The organism is Halobacillus litoralis (assembly GCF_004101865.1).
Classification (GTDB): Bacteria; Bacillota; Bacilli; order Bacillales; family Halobacillaceae; genus Halobacillus; species Halobacillus litoralis_A.
In genome coordinates this window covers 645,308-664,656 of the sequence record NZ_CP026118.1, presented here as the reverse complement: position 1 = coordinate 664,656, position 19,349 = coordinate 645,308, and the positions used below count along the sequence as shown (strand labels likewise).

Annotated in this window: 21 protein-coding genes and 1 pseudogene; 15 read left to right on the top strand and 7 right to left on the bottom strand. The window is 36.5% G+C overall.

Annotated elements, in window-relative coordinates; translation table 11 throughout:
- Positions 1-43 precede the first annotated feature (43 nt).
- The 5 genes from HLI_RS03340 (at position 44) to ppsA (ending at position 5,946) form a co-directional block, all read left to right on the top strand.
- A complete protein-coding gene (locus tag HLI_RS03340) occupies positions 44-412 on the top strand; it encodes a hypothetical protein (RefSeq protein ID WP_128523076.1) in 369 nt (122 codons plus the stop codon).
- A 14-nt stretch (positions 413-426) separates the two neighbouring features.
- Positions 427-999 carry a histidine phosphatase family protein gene (locus tag HLI_RS03335; RefSeq protein ID WP_128523075.1) on the top strand — a complete coding sequence of 191 codons (573 nt, stop codon included), beginning with the start codon at positions 427-429 and terminating at the stop codon, positions 997-999.
- A 150-nt stretch (positions 1,000-1,149) separates the two neighbouring features.
- Positions 1,150-1,335, top strand: a complete 186-nt coding sequence (locus tag HLI_RS03330) for a DUF6366 family protein (protein WP_085505794.1) — start codon at positions 1,150-1,152, stop codon at positions 1,333-1,335.
- A gap of 863 nt (positions 1,336-2,198) precedes the next feature.
- Positions 2,199-2,777, top strand: coding sequence for a hypothetical protein (locus HLI_RS03325; protein WP_085505792.1), 579 nt, complete (start codon positions 2,199-2,201; stop codon positions 2,775-2,777).
- A gap of 574 nt (positions 2,778-3,351) precedes the next feature.
- Entirely contained in the window at positions 3,352-5,946 is a 2,595-nt protein-coding gene (gene ppsA / locus HLI_RS03320) for a phosphoenolpyruvate synthase (protein WP_128523074.1), read from the top strand.
- Between the two features lie 796 nt (positions 5,947-6,742).
- Here ppsA and HLI_RS03315 read toward each other — a convergent pair.
- From HLI_RS03315 to HLI_RS03295, 5 genes are all read right to left on the bottom strand, one after another.
- Positions 6,743-7,243, bottom strand: a complete 501-nt coding sequence (locus HLI_RS03315) for a hypothetical protein (protein WP_128523073.1) — start codon at positions 7,241-7,243, stop codon at positions 6,743-6,745.
- Positions 7,224-8,234, bottom strand: a complete 1,011-nt coding sequence (locus HLI_RS03310; RefSeq protein WP_128523072.1) for a DUF3231 family protein — start codon at positions 8,232-8,234, stop codon at positions 7,224-7,226. The genes HLI_RS03315 and HLI_RS03310 overlap by 20 nt, the downstream gene beginning before the upstream one ends.
- Positions 8,235-8,677: 443 nt before the next feature.
- Positions 8,678-9,562, bottom strand: a complete 885-nt coding sequence (locus HLI_RS03305; protein ID WP_347232272.1) for a VOC family protein — start codon at positions 9,560-9,562, stop codon at positions 8,678-8,680.
- 77 nt (positions 9,563-9,639) lie between these two features.
- Complete coding sequence (locus tag HLI_RS03300; protein ID WP_128523070.1) at positions 9,640-10,155, bottom strand: SRPBCC domain-containing protein; 516 nt, start codon at positions 10,153-10,155, stop codon at positions 9,640-9,642.
- A gap of 210 nt (positions 10,156-10,365) precedes the next feature.
- On the bottom strand, positions 10,366-10,686 hold the full coding sequence (locus HLI_RS03295) for an ArsR/SmtB family transcription factor (protein WP_128523069.1): 321 nt from the start codon (positions 10,684-10,686) through the stop codon (positions 10,366-10,368).
- A 523-nt stretch (positions 10,687-11,209) separates the two neighbouring features.
- Here HLI_RS03295 and HLI_RS03290 point away from each other — a divergent pair.
- Both HLI_RS03290 and HLI_RS03285 read left to right on the top strand, forming a co-directional pair.
- Entirely contained in the window at positions 11,210-11,548 is a 339-nt protein-coding gene (locus HLI_RS03290) for an avidin-fold protein (protein WP_206659635.1), read from the top strand.
- Between the two features lie 172 nt (positions 11,549-11,720).
- Positions 11,721-12,158 (top strand): GNAT family N-acetyltransferase, encoded by a 438-nt coding sequence (locus tag HLI_RS03285; RefSeq protein ID WP_128523068.1) that lies wholly within the window; start codon positions 11,721-11,723, stop codon positions 12,156-12,158.
- A 50-nt stretch (positions 12,159-12,208) separates the two neighbouring features.
- On the opposite strand, the pseudogene HLI_RS03280 reads toward HLI_RS03285, so the two are convergent.
- A pseudogene (locus tag HLI_RS03280) lies at positions 12,209-12,367 on the bottom strand (IS3 family transposase); the annotation flags it as partial.
- Positions 12,368-12,818: 451 nt separating this feature from the next.
- On the opposite strand from HLI_RS03280, the gene HLI_RS03275 reads away from it, so the two are divergent.
- The 3 genes from HLI_RS03275 to HLI_RS21440 all read left to right on the top strand — a co-directional run bounded on the left by HLI_RS03275 (position 12,819) and on the right by HLI_RS21440 (position 14,253).
- Entirely contained in the window at positions 12,819-13,085 is a 267-nt protein-coding gene (locus HLI_RS03275) for a hypothetical protein (RefSeq protein ID WP_128523067.1), read from the top strand.
- A 573-nt stretch (positions 13,086-13,658) separates the two neighbouring features.
- On the top strand, positions 13,659-13,946 hold the full coding sequence (locus HLI_RS03270) for a hypothetical protein (protein WP_128523066.1): 288 nt from the start codon (positions 13,659-13,661) through the stop codon (positions 13,944-13,946).
- A 133-nt stretch (positions 13,947-14,079) separates the two neighbouring features.
- Positions 14,080-14,253, top strand: coding sequence for a hypothetical protein (locus HLI_RS21440; protein ID WP_164908465.1), 174 nt, complete (start codon positions 14,080-14,082; stop codon positions 14,251-14,253).
- Between the two features lie 117 nt (positions 14,254-14,370).
- Here the strand turns inward: HLI_RS21440 and HLI_RS03265 are convergent, their stop codons facing one another.
- Positions 14,371-14,679 carry an inner-membrane translocator gene (locus HLI_RS03265; RefSeq protein WP_128523065.1) on the bottom strand — a complete coding sequence of 103 codons (309 nt, stop codon included), beginning with the start codon at positions 14,677-14,679 and terminating at the stop codon, positions 14,371-14,373.
- 386 nt (positions 14,680-15,065) lie between these two features.
- Here HLI_RS03265 and HLI_RS03260 point away from each other — a divergent pair, with 386 nt between their 5' ends.
- From HLI_RS03260 to HLI_RS21435, 5 genes are all read left to right on the top strand, one after another.
- The gene (locus HLI_RS03260; RefSeq protein ID WP_128523064.1) at positions 15,066-15,575 is read left to right on the top strand and encodes a pyridoxamine 5'-phosphate oxidase family protein; all 510 of its coding nucleotides are present in this window, start codon (positions 15,066-15,068) and stop codon (positions 15,573-15,575) included.
- A 1,094-nt stretch (positions 15,576-16,669) separates the two neighbouring features.
- Positions 16,670-16,897 (top strand): DUF3953 domain-containing protein, encoded by a 228-nt coding sequence (locus HLI_RS03255; RefSeq protein ID WP_128523063.1) that lies wholly within the window; start codon positions 16,670-16,672, stop codon positions 16,895-16,897.
- A 386-nt stretch (positions 16,898-17,283) separates the two neighbouring features.
- A complete protein-coding gene (locus HLI_RS03250) occupies positions 17,284-17,577 on the top strand; it encodes a PadR family transcriptional regulator (protein WP_128523062.1) in 294 nt (97 codons plus the stop codon).
- The gene (locus HLI_RS03245) at positions 17,574-18,692 is read left to right on the top strand and encodes a DUF2812 domain-containing protein (protein ID WP_128523061.1); all 1,119 of its coding nucleotides are present in this window, start codon (positions 17,574-17,576) and stop codon (positions 18,690-18,692) included. The genes HLI_RS03250 and HLI_RS03245 overlap by 4 nt, the downstream gene beginning before the upstream one ends.
- 195 nt (positions 18,693-18,887) lie before the next feature.
- The gene (locus HLI_RS21435) at positions 18,888-19,031 is read left to right on the top strand and encodes a hypothetical protein (RefSeq protein WP_164908464.1); all 144 of its coding nucleotides are present in this window, start codon (positions 18,888-18,890) and stop codon (positions 19,029-19,031) included.
- The last annotated feature ends 318 nt before the right edge of the window (positions 19,032-19,349 follow it).

Below are 19,349 nucleotides of genomic sequence, written 5' to 3'. Positions count from 1 at the left end.
CCATGCTTTCTTAAATGAGACGAACTGAAAAGGGGGGAAAACCTTGTTCAACAAAAATCGTTTATTGATATTAACCGGGTCAATAGCGATCATTTTTTCAAGTGGTGCTTTGCTAACGAAACATGACGAAGTTCTGCTCGAGCCAATTGTCCAGGGGATCTTCGGTTTTGTCACTGTATTTATGGCAGGTGCTGGAGTCACTGCCTATCGTAGAAAAAGGAAGGGAAGAGGTTCATTTTTTACTTTTGTAACTCTATTCCTTATTATGGTCATTCTTCTGAATAATACGATGACAATAGCTGGTCTTCTGCCAGTCGTTGCATTGTATATAGTAATAGGCGTTCCGATCGGGATTATGGCTATGGTCGCGCAGCGCTTTAATAAAGATGATTGGTATAAAAAGATTGAGTGACAAGGGGGATATTAGTGGAATTAATATTTATCAGGCATGGTCAAGGTGAGCACACAACACATCTACCTCAAAGCTTACATACTTCAGATCCTGACTTGACAGAGGAAGGAATCCAACAAGCAAGTATGCTCAGAAAAAAATTTCCTTTATCAGAACAAGATCTCATAGTGATCAGCCCACTACGTAGAACGTTGCAAACCGCCACGATATGGACGCAAGGGGTAAACTGCCATAAAGTTGTAAGTCCATTCGTATCTCCAAGAATGTTTCCGCAAAATCCGGAATGGCAGACACTTCCTTGTGATCAACTGCTGGAAATGAATCAAATCAAAACTGACTTTCCCGACTTTCACATTGATAATCCCTTGCCATATGTATGGCGGCAAGGGATTAATACTTTACCCGAAGAGGAATTTGCATCTTTGGCAGAAAGGTTTCTTGAATGGTGTGAAGAACAGCAGAAGGAGAGGATATATATCGTTACACATGACGGAACGATGACCTCTTATAGGCAATTCATAAGTGGTGCGAAACTTTCCAGAGATGACTTTCCAGGAGAAACGGGATGGATAAAAGTCCAGTTTTAAGCGTAGTTGTCCAGAAATGTCTCGAAACTGAGTCTTCAGCTAAAGGGCAGGTTTGTGGAAGACTCAGTTTCGAGATATTAGGCGTTTTGAAACTAATTTGGATTAGTATCGTATGTGTGTAATAAGAGAAATGATTTTAGGAGGAATTAGATGGGAAATGAAACACCTGGAGAAAGAAGAGAAAGACTAAGACAAAAAGAGTTAAGCAATCCTTCAAGTAGTGGTCACGGAAGTAACCTTGCAGATTTAGTTGGTGGCTTAGGCTGGAAGGGAACTGGTATATTTATTTTCCAAATAGTAGCTGGGTTTATAATTTATTCCTTATTTTTTCGATAAGAGTCATATGGTAAAACAATAAGATATACCTCGGATTCAAGTCTTCCTGCAACGGGGTCTTTAATAAAAGAGGTGGGAGATTAGAAATGAGGACGTTATTAGAACTTTTGTGTACTTATACGTATATGGTTAGGGGGTGTTTAGAAAGTGAAATGGTTAGTACTTCAAATCCTGACAGTGGGTGTTATAGGAGTATTGATGGCAACTTTAGAATTGGTTGCTGTTAGCAGACTGGTAAGCTCTTCGACTGGTTGGACCCCCGTGAATAATGTTTACATCACATTTAGTATCGTAACAGCAGTTTTATCTTGCATCTATTTAATATTTTTGTTTGAGGCAAAAAAGAGAAACAATATTTTTGAACGATCCTTTTGGAGTTTGATGCCCAAAATTAGTATCTCAGTAGGTGTTTTATCCGTAATTCTATTCTTGGTGGGTGGAACTATTGGACCCATTATGAGCTGGATTGAACAGTGGAGGTCACTCCTATATTTCTTCCTTATATATTTTCTCTTTTTAATATTCCTATTTATTTTTTCGATTGAGCACAAAAAACAAAGAAATAACAATCGTATTAACAAAAGCATACATATTTCCTTTATATGGACTGTAGTGTTGTTTTTTGGCATATTTTTTCTTTTTTAAAACAAATGTTTGGATATTGTATTCTGAAATAAGAGGACATTACAATAATTAAGAGTTAATGATCATTTTTGCATAACACCTAATTAAACTAACGGGGGCAAATCAGGAATAACGGTTTGGACCTTTTTTTATGAACTAACGACCAGGTTAGTGCAGAAAGAATAGTTGTTAATTAACTGTTAATAATACGCCTAAATATAATTTTAGGGTGGTATTATATGGAGAAATGTATATCTCTTTTATTAATCATTTTCAGTACTTTCTTTTGGGGAGGGAACCATGGAACAGTAAATGCAAATTCTAACGATAAACCTAAACCCATAGAGGAATTCTATCCTGAATATGGCGGGTATACAACGGCTGAAGAAGCTATAAAAGAATTTGAAGAACATTATAACCGAGACTTAAAGTTGCCACTTAGAATTCCACCTATAACTTTTACTCATTATTTGGGAAGATTTAGTGATTTAGATGGCGACATAAATGATTCTTTAGAACTGACGTTCATAAGTGAGGAATCACCTGGAAATCATTACAAAATAGACGTTCGACCTATCGAGCATAAAATTCAAATCCCAGATAAGTATATTGTTAAAAAGGTTAACCTAAAGAACGGGAATAAAGCAGTCTATATGAAGTTTAGTAGAGGGCCTTATGCATTAGTTTTTGAGAGGGATGATTGGCAATACATGTTTAGTATTGATAAAAGGGCTTCTGATAAGGTCAATGCTGAAGTATTAGTTAAAATAGCTAACTCAATTGATTATCCTAGTAAGAAGAAAAGTCCATTTCAATAATAGTATTTGCTTAATTAAGTTAATGGGTAACTAAAGTAAAAGAGGACCTAAACAGGTGCGTTATTGAAAATCAATTCAAATATATCTCGAAATCAAGTCTTCCGTAAATGGGGGCGATAGCTGCACAGTGGCTATCGCTTATCGTGCTAACGGATCAGAATAGTTGAAGACTCAGTTCCGAGATGGTTAATAAGTTGTGAGTAGGATATTGTGAAAGTGGCTTCTGATATCTAAGGCGATTGCTTTGATCCTGCCGGGCAGTCCTGACAAAACAAGGAGGTATCGTAATATTCTCTTTTCTTTATAGAGGAAGGATAGATAGTTTCAATTATATTTGTTACAAAAAAGGACAGTTACGATAAATAATCAGTAACTGTCCTTTTCTCTAATTTAATTATATCACGATTCATTAAACATTCTTAGTCTGTTTTTTATTTATTTAAATTGGTAGTATTAGACAAGTGATGTTGCTACTTCGATGAGACATTTAAACGGACATAATTAGTTGATAAGATGAACTCTTTTTTTAATTGCTTTACCTTAGCATTGAGAACGATAAATGGGAGGGAAAGAAATGAAACAATATGTACTGGAGTTTCAAGAGGTTGATAAAACGAAACAAATGGTGGTCGGAGGCAAAGGGGTTAATTTAGGGGAACTATTGAAGACTCAAGGAATACAAGTACCAGAAGGTTTTTGTGTTACAACAGAAGCTTATCAAAAAGCCGTCGAACAAAACGATACGTTTCAAGCATTGTTGGATCAACTGAGAATGCTGAAAGTAGACGATCGAAATCAAATTGGTGAAATCAGCAGCAATATTCGACAAATCATTATGGAAGTAGCAGTTCCTTCCGATGTTGCGTTTGAAATTGCTCGCTATCTCTCCCAGTTTGGCGAAGAACATGCTTATGCAGTGCGTTCTAGTGCAACTGCTGAAGATTTACCAAATGCCTCTTTTGCTGGTCAACACGAAACCTATTTAAATATCATGGGCGTTGATGCCATCTTGCAGCATATCAGCAAATGTTGGGCTTCCCTATTTACGGATCGTGCGGTTATCTACCGAATGCAAAACGGATTTGACCATAGCCAAGTTAATCTATCCGTAATCGTTCAAAGGATGGTTTTTCCAAAAGCTTCTGGGATTTTATTTACAGCTGATCCGATTACTTCTAACCGAAACCTGCTATCCATCGATGCCAGTTTTGGACTTGGAGAAGCACTAGTCTCTGGCTTGGTATCTGCCGATTGTTATAAAGTAATGGAAGAGGAAATTGTCGATAGGAGGATAGCACACAAAAAATTGGCTATCTATGGACGAAAAGATGGCGGAACAGAGACACAGCAGATCGACCTCGCTCAGCAAAAGACTCAAACACTTACTGACCACCAAATTTTAGAATTAGCACTTATCGGTAGACAGATTGAAGCTTATTTTGGCTGCCCGCAAGATATCGAATGGTGTTTAGTTGATGAAACAATTTTTATTGTCCAGAGCCGTCCAATCACTACGCTTTTCCCGATCCCTGAAGCAAATGATCAAGAAAATCACGTTTATTTATCTGTTGGTCATCAACAAATGATGACAGACCCCATGAAACCATTGGGAATGTCTTTCTTCCTGTTAATTACCCCTGCACCAATGCGTAAAGCTGGTGGGAGGTTGTTTGTTGATGTTGCACCTAGACTGGCTACAGCTGTCGGTCGGGAAACTTTATTAAATACCGTGGGATCGGATCCGCTCATAAAAGGCGCCCTCATGAGCATAATAGAGCGAGATTTCATAAAATTGTTACCAAATGATCAAACAGCACCGACTCCCAACAGAAGTGATTCAGATTTGCTGGCACAAATTGAAAACAATCCGAACATTGTTTCTGATTTGATTAAGAGTAACGAAGCATCGGTAGAAGAGTTAAAACAAAACATCCAGATGAAATCAGGAGAGGATTTATTAGATTTTATTCTCGAAGATATCGAGCAATTAAAAAAGTTCTTATTTGACCCAATAAGTACGGGTGTGTTTATGACTGCTATAAATGCTTCATTATGGATTAATGAAAAAATGAACGAGTGGTTAGGCGAAAAAAACGCAGCAGATTCGCTTTCTAAATCGGTACCCAACAATATTACTTCAGAAATGGGTCTGGCATTAATGCGTGTGGCTGATGAGATTCGTCCTTATCCGGAAGTGATTGATTATTTACAGCATGTAAAAGATGAGAACTTTTTGGAGGAAATGGTTAAGCTCGAGGGTGGACAGGAAGCTTATGACGCAATCTATGCTTATCTCAATAAATATGGAATGCGATGCGCGGGAGAAATCGATATTTCTAAAACGCGTTGGAGTGAAAAACCAATTACACTGGTCCCCATGATTCTGGGTAACATCAATGCCTTTGAACCTAATGCCGGCAATCGAAAATTTGAGCAAGGTCGCCTAGAGGCTATGGAAAAAGAACAAGAGTTATTAGCTCGATTAATCCAATTGCCGGATGGTGAACAGAAAGCTAAAGAGACAAAGCGAATGATCCGCCGAATACGAAATTTCATCGGTTATCGTGAATATCCAAAATACGGTTGGATTAACCGCTATTTCGTTTATAAGCAGGCTTTAATGAAAGAAGCTGAACAGCTCGTGCAAGCTGGTGTTATTCATGACAAAGAAGATATATTTTATCTCACTTTTGATGAACTTCACGAAGTAGTACGTACAAACAAATTGGATTATCAGACCATAAGTAAACGAAAAGACGACTACAAATTATATGAAAAACTAACTCCCCCACGTGTTATCACTTCTGAAGGTGAAATCATTCCTGGTGAGTACAAACGAGAAAATGTTCCAGCCAATGCGATTGTAGGTCAACCTGTTTCTTCTGGAGTTATTGAAGGGAGAGCGCGTGTGTTCTTACACATGGACGATGCCGTTCTTGTAGATGGAGATATATTAGTAACTCCCTTTACAGACCCTGGTTGGACCCCATTGTTTGTATCCATTAAAGGTCTCGTCACCGAAGTTGGTGGACTGATGACCCATGGATCAGTTATCGCACGTGAATATGGCTTACCAGCAGTTGTCGGTGTAGAAAATGCTACTAAACTAATAAGAGACGGGCAACGAATTCGCGTACATGGAACAGAAGGGTATATCGAAATATTGTAATCGTTGAATACCTTACAGTAAAAAAGATGTTATTACTAAAGGTGGCTTATCTGTAGAAAGGATAAGCCTCTTTTTTGGGGAAAAAGGATTGAGTTGGAATTAGGCTGTCTAATCTAATGAATGTGATCTAGCGATTCATATTTGTAGTAAGTATTTTGGGATCCATAATATTCCAAATACAAAATTCAGGTTATCATCCTTATTTGTCACTTACCGTGCTAACATTAAGTTTAGCTTCCTTTGGATGGTTTACTTTTATAAATTATTTTCCATTAATAATGGGAGTGTAAGGACTCTTTTAAGGTTGATACCTTGAAGTCGAGTCTTAAACAATTGGGGGCGATTGTTAAAGTAGGGGAATAGAGTATATACCCCGCATTCAGGGAGAAAAGTCTCTCTGAATGCGGTCTCTTTTATATGTTTTAGTATTTGGTAAGAAGGGTTTTGACCTGTTCAAGAAGTCATATAGACTTATGAAGAGGTGAAGTTACACCTTTAATATAAAATGTTCACCTGTAAGATTTGATCTTTGGGACAGTAAATGCAGCCACTTTAAAATACCTTCAGCAACTTACTGGCCAGGTCATCTGAAAAAATCCAAAATCATTAACTTTTTGCTTTTTAGTTGTAATGAAACAGACTTCAAAAGCATTTAAGAATAAAAAGGACCCTGTTATGTTATAAAATTCATAAAAAAAGGGGCATATAGCCCCTTATCAATCCTGCGTCTATGGTGATGTACCCTTTATACAAAAGTATAAACATAAATTTTGTGTATTTTGAATTGATACCAAAACTATCCTCTTTGGCTATAAAAATTTTTTAGAACAATGGACCTAATCAATTTTCCAAAGACTATTCCAATAGGTAAGAACAGTATAGGTAGCCACATTGAACCCAATAGAACACCACCAATTTCAAACGTTGAGGAATATATCAAACCAATCGTTACAGAAAATGCAGAAAAGGCAAAGGGAATAAATGCATATGGTTCCTTTCCGCCCCCAGCATCTTTAAATGCATCCCACATAACAAACATATACAAACAAGGATAAAACATTAACCACTGATAATCTGTTTGTATAATAGCTTCCTCAATTCTTCCATGGAAACTTAAATAAATTACTTCATTAAAGTTTGATTTAACATTAATGAAAATTTCTATAACAATAAACAAAAAACCCTTTATTATCTTTCCATTTAGGATTTGTGCAAAGCCAGGCAATGCAATACTCCAAAAAATTGCTTCAAGAACTTTGCTTTTATCCTCTACTATTTCATTTTTTGGATAGTTCATCACGGTCTAATGCCCGTGGTGGTTCTTCCATCCACCCGTTTTTAATCATGATTTTAGCCCCGTCATCAGCATATTTTAATATTTCCGCAACTAATCTGCTATACATAACGCCAATATCCCTTCTTGGACTCATGGACATGCTTCCTCCGTAATATCCTACACTAAGTGCAATTAAACTTGTTGTATAAAACATCATTTTCCTGTCAGAAAAAGTGTACGTAATAGAATCAGTAACCTCTGTATCCCATGTCATAGGACAAGGTAAATCACTTTCTTTTAGAAATGAACCAAATATTTCACAATGCTTATTTGCCATTTGCTTTCCTCTTAATAGGAATTGTGTTACTTCTTCATCTTGGGCAACTTGACTATAACCAATTAGGGTGGCTGCCCCTAATGCGTTCCTTTGAAAGTTGGTATATAGGTTTGTGATTTCGGCACCTATAAGGGATCTTTTTTCTTCAAAAAAGCCTGCCAAAAAACTTTTCTGTTTTACAAAATCATATGATTCAGGTTTCGGGAGGTATGGTGACCTGATATACAGTCCTTTCGCCAATAATATATCATTCGTTTGTTTGATAAGGTTATCTGATTCACTTATACATTGACTAAAAAAGCTATAAACATCTTCTCTTACCGCAACAGGTAAAGCCGTGCTATATGCATTTAAACCAATCTTACCCAATTGATTAACATTATTTAAATAATAAGTATCAGAAAACAACCGTGGTGCATTCACATCAACGTCTTCATTTAATTTAAAACCATGAGGAACAGGGTAACCTTCCCGAGTAAATATCTCTGTTATTGTGTTAACGTGCAATTGTGAAATGTCTAATGCATATTGAATAACAGATTTAATTTCAGTATCTTCTACTGTATTGAGATAATATTTTAAATGGCAAATGGAACCACTGTCATTCATGTATGTAGCCCATAAATTTGATATCTCGGCCGATGTTAATTTGACGTTTTGTTGAATGAACTCCATTGTCTTCACTCCAAATCAAATGTGGTCTAACCTTCAGTTTATCCATTATGTAACTATATATGTATGATGAAATTGTGGTTTATCTTAACGGAAAAGACAATGGATCCTAAGCACTTTAAAAGAGGGTGGTATTCATGAAAGAATAAAAAGGAATTTGGATTAGACTGTAAAATGGAGTTTAAGTCGTCTTACGAGAATATGGAGGAGATTAGGAATTTAATAAAGAGTATCCATCCATATGAGGAGCCTGTAATAAATTTTGTGCATTAATTACGTAGCTTATGAAATAATATCTTGATTACGAATCTTCTTGTATTGGGGGCAACTGCTTAACATAACCCTATGAGCTATTGGAGATTCTTAATGTCGTATTTTATTGACATTGTGTAATAAAAAAAGCTGGCGCTAACCAGCTTTATAATCAATTGAGAGCAAGAAATTTATTACTTACTTTGATATGTTTCTATTAATCTTTCTATGTTAATTTTTTTCATTTGGAGAAATGCGTTTGTTAATCGGTTCAATTGTTCTGTTGTCCTATTTGCCATCATTTCTCCCATAACCTCCGGCCAGATTTGCCAGGAGACACCATACCTATCTTTTATCCAGCCACATTGTTCTGCTTTTGGATCTGAGGATAGCTTTTCCCAGTAGTAATCAATCTCTTCTTGATTTTTGCATCGAACTAATAGTGAAATAGCTTCATTAAATTTGAAATTATGTGACTGAGCACTATCCATAGCAGCAAACCATTGCTTTTCAAGCATAAAATCTGTAAACATCACAGTCCCTTCTTCATCTGGTTTCATGCCTGCTGGATAACGAGCGATATCCCCTCGTCTTGACTCACTGAATACAGAAAGATAAAAGTCACTGGCTTCTTCTGCCTTCCCTACCACATCTTGAACATACATCAATGAAGGTACGATAAATGGTCGTTCTTCACCATCCGGGTTCGTGAGCATCAGCTGCCATGTCAGGCCATACTTATCCTTGATCCATCCGTAGTGTTTACTGAACGGATACTCTTGAAGTGGCATAAGTGGTGTACCGCCTTGGGACAGCTTTTCCCAGACCTGATCTAAATCTTCCCTTGCGCTCTCATCTTTAGAAGGGTCAAAATTGATAAAAAAAGATATAGAAGGATTAAACTGGAAATGTGGACCTCCATTTATGGCCATGAATGAATATTCTGCAATACGAAAAGATACGACGTCACTATCTCCAGATGGCGTGTTACGAATTGTTGTGATATTGGTGACTTTTGAATCGGGGAAAATAGATGTATAAAATTGTGCTGCTTCTTTGGCTTCCTGATTAAACCACAGATGGGGGACAATTTTTTGATTAGTGATTGATATTTCTCCTTTTCATTATGATTGATACTTTCCTGATTTAATAATAGTTATTTAACTACTTTAAGATACTCTTCCAGGCGGTTCCAAGTTTCTGTGATGCCCTGCAGCATGCCCATATCCATGACTTTATTGAGAGCTACCGCAGACTCATACTCTGTACGGTTAATAAGCTTCGTCTTTCCATCCATATCGATGAATTCCAAAGTGATCTCGGATGAAGGCATCGCTTCGTCAATATTACCATCAGCATCCGAGAAATAATCGGTATAAGTAATCATCTCTGGTTCAATAATATTCTTGTAAACGACTTTTCCCCAAGACTCCATCCCATAATATTCTCCTTGACCCTGATCCATACACTTCATACAGAAATGCCAAGTGCCGCCCGGTCGGAAATCAACGTGGCAAACTGGAAGTTCCCAGCCATTTGGTCCCCACCAATGCTTGAGATGCTCAGGTTCTTTAAACATTTTAAAAACGAGATCGCGTGGTGCATCGAAGTTGCGCTCCAGTACTAGCACCTGATCGTTTTCTACTCTAGATTTTAATTCATTGATTCCCATTTTAATTCCTCCCTCAAATGTATAAACCTTTTCCATTTTCTCTTTACCTGTACAGCCAAGTCATTATCTTCATCATCGTCAAAGTTAAATACTCTTAGGGAAAAGATATTATGTCTCAAAACTTGATATTTTTACTTATGAGTCTCTCCATACAAGTTATAGGGGGACCCTGCGAGATTTTTTTCATATTTTCGTTGCCTAATCATCAATTCAGTGTTTTTTTTCCTTTAAACCATTGAGATAATCTTCCAACCGATCCATCCGCGATTCCCACATTCGACGGTAGGAGTCAAGCCACTTATCCATCTCTTGAAGTGGTTCTGGTCTTAGCTTATAAATCCGACGATTAGCTAGCGGCTCAACCTCAACAAGACCAGCTTCGCTCAAAACGCGAAGGTGTTTTGAAGTTTGGGGCTGGTTTAGGTTTAACTTCCCTGCAATCTCCCCTACTGGAAGAGGTTCGTCAAGTAGAAGGTCGACTATAGCAAGACGGTTGGGTTCTGCCAGTGCACTAAATGTTTGTACGTTCATGATGAATTATCTCCTAACATGAGTATTTTTCATAAATAATGTATGGTGTTACATTATGGATCACCTCCTAGTTTTTTCACTTTAATCTATGTCGCTCATTGGTGTTAAATTAATTATTCCTTATAAGGAATATTCCTGTCAAGGAATGTTTGGGTGTTTTCTCAGAACGGTAGGAAATACCTATTTATAAGTGGTTAACTGAAACAGAAGCTGAAACATTTAAGTAAACGAAGCATTTATAAGAAGAATCGAGGTATACCATGTTACATAGTTTTAATTTGTCTGGGATAATTATATTAATCATTGCTATCGTTCTTGTCGTTGTCGTAGTAAGGAGAGTATTTAGGAAGAAGTAAAGTTGTTTAAGTAACGAGAGCGTGAGGTGAGAATATCCTTCAATTATCTCGAAATCAAGTCTTATAAAAACGGGGGGAATTCATGAAGATTGGATTGCCTCTTTTCATTTTAATTTTTAGAATTATGTGATAACATTTTAGCTTACAAATTCAAGGATGGGATTCAGATGATAGATTATAATAACCGCCATTTTGTTTCCATAGAGAATACAGAAAGTGGTGAAGTTTCTTCCAAAACATATTTTGATTATTATCAAAATGGGAACATTCTTTATGCTGATTATTCTGGTGGTGAGATAGTCAAAGGGAAATTAGTAGGTATTGTACATAATGATGACACTTTAGAATTTCGATATAATCATGTGAACACTTCAAATGAAATCAGAGGAGGGAAGTGCAAATCCATACCTCACATAAACTCTCAAGGGAAAATCGAACTACATGAAGAGTGGCAATGGCTTGTTAAGGATCAAACTGAAGGAAAATCCATCGTTAAGGAAGTATAAAATGATTCTTACATGAATTAGTATAATAAAGTCATATGAGTTCTAATAAATTATCTCGATACTGAGTCTTAATGAAACGGGGGCGAATGTTGAATAAGACTTTCCCCCATTACATGGTGAGGAGGGCGCGATTATAGGATCTGTAAATATGTGGATAGGAGGGTGAAGGTCGATGATAATAAGAAAACCTAATGATAATGAACTCGAAAAAGTAATATCTTTATCTCCCAAAGCAATTTTGGATGGGACATTAGGTGTAGTAAAACCAACCAGAGAAAAAGTCACTCAACTTGTGGAGTCCCTTTTAGATAGAGGAAGTTATTACTTAATTGCGACAGATGGCCATGAATTGATGGGCTGGGTACTATTAGGGAGCAGTAAAGATCAATTCACAAATGAAACAATCGGATTTATTTATGAGTTGTTTGTTTTAGAAGTATTCAGAGGTAAGGGTATTTCCGAAAAGTTAATGAGATCTGGCGTGGATCATCTTAAAAATGAAGGGTATTCTGAAGTCCGACTAAGCGTATTTTCCGGTAATAAAGCTATTGAATTATATGAAAAGATGGGCTTTAAAAAAAGGACTTTAACCATGAGTTTAGAAATTTAAGTTTTTTAACTTGAACTAAACTCTCGCTGCTTTGGATTGTCAACACAACACTAGACAACTTTGTTAAGGTGCTTCTTTTTAAACTCAATAGGACTTGAATAGCCTAAACTTCCGTGAATACGGATATGATTGTACCAGTGGACATAGTCAAATAAAGCCAGGCCTAATTGCTTTTGGGTTGCGAAAGTTTCTCCATAAACAAACTCTGTCACCGCAAAAAGAGGTATTCAACAATAAAAGAATTCTACGATGCTTGGAAGGCTAAATTAATACTATAAACTACTAAAGATAAAAGGATGACTGAATTAAGTCATCCTATAAAATTGATAAGAAATGTGAGTACTTACAGGAACGCTAGATTACGTTTTGCATAAATTATCTTGAAATCAAGTCTTCCTGAAAAGGGGCTTTTCTTAAAGAGGTAGAATAGTGAAAAGGAGTTTAGTAATGGACGTAGTGAAACTTAAAAAAATATCTTAACGTTAAAAACCGTCTCCAAGGTATAAACACTTGTATCCCTGTTTTTGCTTATTTTGCACTGGACGATTGAAGGGGCGGTGTACATTGATTCTGACTCCCTCAAAACAGTGCTGGTTAAGACAAATAATGGGCCATTCTTTGTATGAGGAATATAGGTAATTATGAAGTGGAGGACCTAATATGAAAAACGGCCATATTTTAGGGTTTTTGTCAATTCTCACAGTAGTGATTTCATTTATATTCTTCCTTGTTCAGAGAGGACCTAATGCAAACCTTTCTTTAGGAATTACTGTTTTAAGTTCTCTCGGGATATTGGGATTAATATTTGCCATACTCGCTGGTATAGCAAGAAAATGGGTATGGCTAGCTGTGGGTGTATTAGGAAATGGTGTTGTATTGGTTATTGCATACTTATTATGGATAGCTGCAGGTATTGGCGGGGTATAAACAGCTTAATAGTAAAGTTAAAATATATTTGAATACTTATACGGTTTAGTTAAAACACAGCTACACTGTATTTAGATACTTAAAAGTTCAAAATAATTAATTTAACAACCGAACCATGCCCTCTTTACCTGATATGCTGCAATCGTTTTGAGGAAAAACAAATTGTTCTTCCTATAGTAAAATATTTAATATGAGTGATGCAGCAGAAGCGCATAAAATAATTGAAAGTCGTAATTATGAAGGTAAGGTTTTCTTAAAGTCTAGATACGACCCTTTATCTTTCTTTAAGCAATGGAGTGTTTATCCATTTGACTATTAATACATGTAATATCTCGATCTCGAATATTCAAGATATGGGGGGCGATTATTCAATAAGAATAGTCGCCTTTTCTTTTACATAGAATTCTTCTTCTCGAATACATAATTTCGAGTTAATGGATTATCTAATGGGAAAAGGTTGAGTAAGTGGGAGGGTTTTGAAATAATTGGAACTATGCTGAGTTGATTGTCAGGAAATAACACTTTACCCAGCAACATACCTTTTCATATTATCATGGGATTGGAGATAAAGTTATGTGGATAATATTAGGGGTTATTGCCATAGTAGTAACTGTTATAAATCTTTCTTTGTATGCATCAGGAAAGGATTATAAGCTTGCTATGGCGATGGCATTATCATTTACAGCATTAACAATTTGTGCAGATTACAGTTATCTAAATCGGTGGATAAAAGCAGAAGATTGGGCGGCTTTATCGGATGTAGTACCTGGTATGGCAAGAGCATTTTGGTTTTTGACAATTGTTTCTATTTTACTAAATATAGCACCCATATTTTTAGAACGAAAACGTAAGAAATTATGATTTTTATCACGTCATTTATATAATATTCAACTATTGTGTAAGTCTATAACTGAAGGGGCTTATCTGTATTAAAGGAAAGTTTTTTTTGATGATATAAATTCTAAAAAGAAAAAGTGTTTTAGTGGAGAATAGTATGTCTGAAGAATATGAAAAAGAAATATTATATGAATTAAAGAAAATGAATGAAAAGCAAGATGAATTAAATGAACCTAGTCGAATCACAACGCCAATTATAATAGTAATTGGTGTGGCTGGATTTTTACTTTTGGCACCACTTTTACTCGATGTGTTCGAATTTTTACTATGAAATTGGATATCTCACAGTAAGTATCTCGAAATCAAGTCTTGCTGTAACAGGGCCGTTAGTTTAAAAAATCAAAAAACCGACGATCTGATTAAGAGACGTTCGGTTTTTTGGGTTTTCTTATGCTTGAGTATTCTTTTTAGTCCATCGTTTTCCGATAGTTACGGCAATCCCTGCGAGGAAAAGAAGTAATCCATTGCCTACTATAACAAGACCGACGAATACTCCATACATTGCTCCATATCCACCACTCGATGGTACCAGAGTAGCACCCGTGAAAAAGCCAAGTATAACACCCGCAATTGTCAGTAGAAGACCGGAACCCCATAAATGTAACCGTCCATTCCTATACAACTTAATAGCGTAAAAGTTTGCCAGAATTAATAAAATAAAAAGAAGTATATCAAGCGCGCCATCGAGATCCTGCATTCAATCCCTCCTAAAATTAATTCTTATGTTTAATATATGGTATATTGGAATATTTTACAAAAAATGTGCTGCCCTCAATTTTCAGATTTTATGGATTAGTGCTAATGCTATTTTAACGCCCCCATCCCTCTACTACTGCAAAAGGTTTGGGATCAAGCACCGTCTCAAAAGGAAAATAAGGAGTATGATATTCCTGGTGTTCATTTAAAGGCTAAGAGGCTGACTAAAATAAAGTAAGGTTAAATCCCCTATATCACAAGGAAAGACAGGTGGGGAAGTGTAATTGTAGGTCTAACCGGGAAAAGGAAAAAAGATGTGATAGATAGCTGACTGCTTCGTAGTTAAGGAGAGAAACAGCTGCTAAGACCATAAGGAGGTAAATAGATATGGCAGACCAAACAAACGAGAAAACCATTAAGAATATTAAAGAATTGATTAAGGATGAGAAGGTAGCCATGCTGACCACGGTATCCACGGAGGGTAAGCTGATGTCTCGCCCGATGCACACGCAGGAAGTGGAAATGGATAAGGAGGAAATCTGGTTCATTACAGAAAAAGATACAGAAAAATATAAGGATATCATGCATAATCCTGCCGTTAACCTGGCTTACGCAGGCGGATCCTATGTATCGATCAGTGGTACTGCTGAGTTTGTACAAGATGAGAAGAAGAAGAAAGAGTACATGAATAAGATAGTGGAAAAAGTTCTGAACACTTCTGCCGATGATCCGAATGTTGTACTGGTCAAAGTGAAACCCGAAATCGCTGAATATTGGGAATCTGGCTTGAGCGTCAATACCGTTAAGGAATTTGCGAAGAAAGTGACGAGCAGTAATTCAATTGAAGAAGGCAATGATTTAAAAGATACGGTCCGTTTTGAGGAAGACAAAAGATAACATTTTTGCGCAGGTATATTTCGAGCGTAAACTGAATGATTGAACCGCCGTGTAAATCGGTGGTTCACATGGCGGTGCCTGCCCCCCCTCCTTTACCACTGTTAAAGATGGGGGGCAGGCACCGTCTCACTGAGGAAAGACTTTATTAACCCGCTCTTCGGAATGAGCATTTATAAAAATAATAAGGACCCCACTATTATAGATGGAGTCCTTAACAAAGTATGATCATTCTCTACATGTTCTCACAAAATTGGTTAAAAATGTGAGGATAATTTAAGACAATACAAATTGTAATATAATACTACGTTAATGTAAACATGCTTTAAAATATTAAAGAATAGTTTGTATTATCTTGAATTCAAGTCTTCAAGAAAAGGGGCGAGTGTTTAATCGTGTTATCATGCTTGTTACATAAAAATTGATTATTTGGCTTTTTAATCATACAGAGGAAGTTATTTAAAATAGATTGTTTTACAGGCTAAATCAAAGAAGGATTATTTAGATCGTATAGGAGTGAGATTCGACTAATGAAAAATTTATTAGGATTGTATATTGTTATGGCAATAATGGTATTTGTCACCTTTACAAGTGAATTTATTTTAAAAAGTGATTATTCAACTATAGCAAGTTGGTTCATAGCCATGTTATTTCTTCTTGGAACCATATTTTTTGTGAATGCAAGATATTTTCTATCCGAAAAATAAAGGATGGATTAGTTACAGATTTATTCAACACTTGAAACCTTTGATGAAAGAAGAGATGAAAATCTGTGGACTTCTTATATGGGGATCGGATTTTCTCTAATGGGAGTAGTTCTGAACATAATGGGTTATACCCATATACTAATGTAACTTGAAGTGCCTTTAAGTGTTCAAATTTTCAAGTGAAGAAAAATTTAGAAGCATCAAGGTATATTAAATGTATCAATAAAGCATAGGATTTCATACAAAATATCTCGGGCTCGAATCTTATAAAAAAGGGAGCTATGGTTTAATAGAGTGCTCGCCTCTAATACATCAGGATGGGAAATGATGTAAGGAATTTAGCTTTTAAATTACATAGCAGAATACTTAAAGAAGAAAGAGGTTGATCTAATGAAAGTAATTAGAGTTGTTTCAGCCATTATTGCATTTTCTATAATGATTTATAGTATTAGAACCGATAACTATCAAATCCTTTATTTTACGCAGTTGTTTATAGGGACAATACTTTTAATTTACAGCATTTCAGAGTTTCAACATAAACGCAAAGCTCGTGCAGTTTTGTTATTATTTCTAGCTGGGTTGACTTTATTGATGGGGACCCTATCTCTTTCAAGTTGATAGGGGTGAATTAGGGAAGAAAATTACCCGGAAAGTATTATGTTGTTTGGAGGAGAAATAACTAATGACCGCAGAGAATAAAGAAACAATGAGTAAAACAAAGAAAAACAAGGATATAGGCAGGTTTATTTTCGTTCTTAGCTCTATATTCGCCGGGCCTGCATTGTATGAGACATTTAGTATTCCAGTAAACCTATTGATTATCTTTGTTACATATTTTTTGCTAATGTCTGTAATTGGATTAAGATTGAACTATTTCTTCTATTGTTGAATGAGTAAGCAAAGGATACATTGTTTGGATTTTAGTGTTCCTGAATTGAGGGCTATCCTGTAATACTTTAAGGAATCCAAAAAACATAAAAAAGCCAGAGAAAACATACATACCTATGACTGAAACTGCTTTTTACATCTTACTTGCATTAACTGAACCCCGCCAAGGTTATGGCATTATCAAACACGTCGATAACTTGACAAAAGGGAGAGTAAGTTTAGGCTCGGGGACCGTTTATGGCACATTGACGAAGATGCAGCGCGATGGTTTGATCGTCAAGTACGCCGATGGTGAGCGGAAAAAAGTATATGAAGTGACAGAAGACGGTAAAAGAATCATGCGGATGGAGATTGAAAGACTGAATGAACTTTATAAGAATGCGATTCAATATCGGGAGGAGTTTTCATGAACACATCGATTTTTCGACCATTTTGGAGTTACGACCCGATTAAAACGGAAGAATGGCTGGAAAAGAAAGCGAGCGAAGGACTTTTTCTGACTGGATTCAATCGGTGGTCAAGGAAATTCCATTTTGAAAAAGACGATTCCGAAACCTGTACATATAGACTTCAATATGAGAAGTCTAATCACTTTCCCCAGTCTTTAGTAGAGTCAGGCTGGGAATCAATCACGAAAGAAGGACGTTGGAGAATAATTCGTCATGAAGGCGCTGCGAACAAGGAGCCACTAAGGGATAGCATGGCGTCAAGGAACAAAGTTCATTACTATATTTTCATGGCGATTTTCATTTATATGCTCATTTCTGCTGGCATGGTAGGATTGCTGACTCTCACTGTATTTTTAGGCGGTGGATCGGCGACATTTGTTCCCAGTCCTTATTGGGCAATTACCATTACTGCAGGATTGACGCTTTGGACTCTTGTACCTTATTCGACACTCACGTTACGCAAAGGGTTGAAAAAACTGAAGTTAGACCCTGCACCTTCCACTGAACGGAACACAAGCCCCATTACATTCACGAAGTGGAGGCTAGCCTGGCAGTTCGCCCCTGACCGTTTAGAAGAATGGCTGGAGACTATGGAACAAAAAGGATATCGCTTAGAAAAAGTCAGTAAAAGGGGGGTTCGGTTTTTCTTCAGTGAAGGAGAGCCGAAAACGGTAAGCTATGCGGCTGATTTTCAAAAATCGATCGAATCGGATTATTTTTATTTGCATAGCGACCGAGGTTGGCGTCAATTGTTCCATTCTTCTTCGTTCATGTCCTGGACGTTGTGGGCGAAAACGTACACTAGTGAAGAGGATAAACCTCAGTTGTACAGTGACCCCCATCACAAGTTGAAGCATGCCAAACGAGTTACACTTTGGCAGGGGGGCATATTCTTGCCATTGACGATTCTATATATATGGATCATCTCACTGAATATAGATGATATTCTTCGGGGAGAAATTGATGATGCTACCTTTTGGATGGTAGCCGTGCAAACCATCGTCGTCATCGAATTCGGTTATTTTTCTGTTCGTTCAATATTGTATTATTGGCGAGTAAGGAAGACGATACAGTGAAGATCATAAAAAGGAGATCCAAGTAATTACACAAAAGTACATACATTCAAGAAAGTAGAAATAATCTGTTTATAAAAGGAAATATTTTGAAATCAAGTTATATATATATCGCTTATTATGCTTATTGAGCATAGTAGTTGAGAAATAAATATATTAAGAGAAATTGTCTTAAAGTTTAAAAGTGGGGGTGATTATGTGGGGGCTTTCGAAATTATGGGGTTTGTTTTTGGAATAATGGGATTCACTTTCGGTATTGTTGCTTTTACGACAGTGTTGAATAGTAGTAATAATGTAAAAGAACTAGAAAAAAGAATTAATGATTTAGAGAAAAAATCGTGAACAATATCTTAATTTAACGAGTGCGTTAGTTTAAGATCTACTTCAAGATATCTCGAATTCAAGTCTTGTGAAAAAAGGGGATAGCTGCACAGTGCTATTCCCTTTTGTGTTAAAGGAGCAGGGTTGCTATTTACGGGTTTTACGGCCACTTTGTACGCTATCTGTGTAGCCCAACATTACTTTGAATTTAATCAAACAGAAGATTATTTTGCAGAAATGCGGCCCCCCTTGGTTCGGGTAATTCCCACAATGGCATGTGCGAACCGTAACATGACAACCGAATTTGGGTAGCTGTCGCTTTCGATTCCCCGGAGTGCA

Excerpts from the sequence above, each read along its gene's own strand:
- HLI_RS03330 (WP_085505794.1), top strand. The coding sequence starts at position 1,150 with ATGGGAAATGAAACACCTGGAGAAAGAAGAGAAAGACTAAGACAAAAA.
- HLI_RS03325 (WP_085505792.1), top strand. The coding sequence starts at position 2,199 with ATGGAGAAATGTATATCTCTTTTATTAATCATTTTCAGTACTTTCTTT.
- ppsA (WP_128523074.1), top strand. The coding sequence starts at position 3,352 with ATGAAACAATATGTACTGGAGTTTCAAGAGGTTGATAAAACGAAACAA.
- HLI_RS03315 (WP_128523073.1), bottom strand. The coding sequence starts at position 7,243 with ATGAACTATCCAAAAAATGAAATAGTAGAGGATAAAAGCAAAGTTCTT.
- HLI_RS03310 (WP_128523072.1), bottom strand. The coding sequence starts at position 8,234 with ATGGAGTTCATTCAACAAAACGTCAAATTAACATCGGCCGAGATATCA.
- HLI_RS03300 (WP_128523070.1), bottom strand. The coding sequence starts at position 10,155 with ATGGGAATCAATGAATTAAAATCTAGAGTAGAAAACGATCAGGTGCTA.
- HLI_RS03295 (WP_128523069.1), bottom strand. The coding sequence starts at position 10,686 with ATGAACGTACAAACATTTAGTGCACTGGCAGAACCCAACCGTCTTGCT.
- HLI_RS03290 (WP_206659635.1), top strand. The coding sequence starts at position 11,210 with ATGATAGATTATAATAACCGCCATTTTGTTTCCATAGAGAATACAGAA.
- HLI_RS03285 (WP_128523068.1), top strand. The coding sequence starts at position 11,721 with ATGATAATAAGAAAACCTAATGATAATGAACTCGAAAAAGTAATATCT.
- HLI_RS03275 (WP_128523067.1), top strand. The coding sequence starts at position 12,819 with ATGAAAAACGGCCATATTTTAGGGTTTTTGTCAATTCTCACAGTAGTG.
- HLI_RS03270 (WP_128523066.1), top strand. The coding sequence starts at position 13,659 with ATGTGGATAATATTAGGGGTTATTGCCATAGTAGTAACTGTTATAAAT.
- HLI_RS21440 (WP_164908465.1), top strand. The coding sequence starts at position 14,080 with ATGTCTGAAGAATATGAAAAAGAAATATTATATGAATTAAAGAAAATG.
- HLI_RS03265 (WP_128523065.1), bottom strand. The coding sequence starts at position 14,679 with ATGCAGGATCTCGATGGCGCGCTTGATATACTTCTTTTTATTTTATTA.
- HLI_RS03260 (WP_128523064.1), top strand. The coding sequence starts at position 15,066 with ATGGCAGACCAAACAAACGAGAAAACCATTAAGAATATTAAAGAATTG.
- HLI_RS03255 (WP_128523063.1), top strand. The coding sequence starts at position 16,670 with ATGAAAGTAATTAGAGTTGTTTCAGCCATTATTGCATTTTCTATAATG.
- HLI_RS03250 (WP_128523062.1), top strand. The coding sequence starts at position 17,284 with ATGACTGAAACTGCTTTTTACATCTTACTTGCATTAACTGAACCCCGC.
- HLI_RS03245 (WP_128523061.1), top strand. The coding sequence starts at position 17,574 with ATGAACACATCGATTTTTCGACCATTTTGGAGTTACGACCCGATTAAA.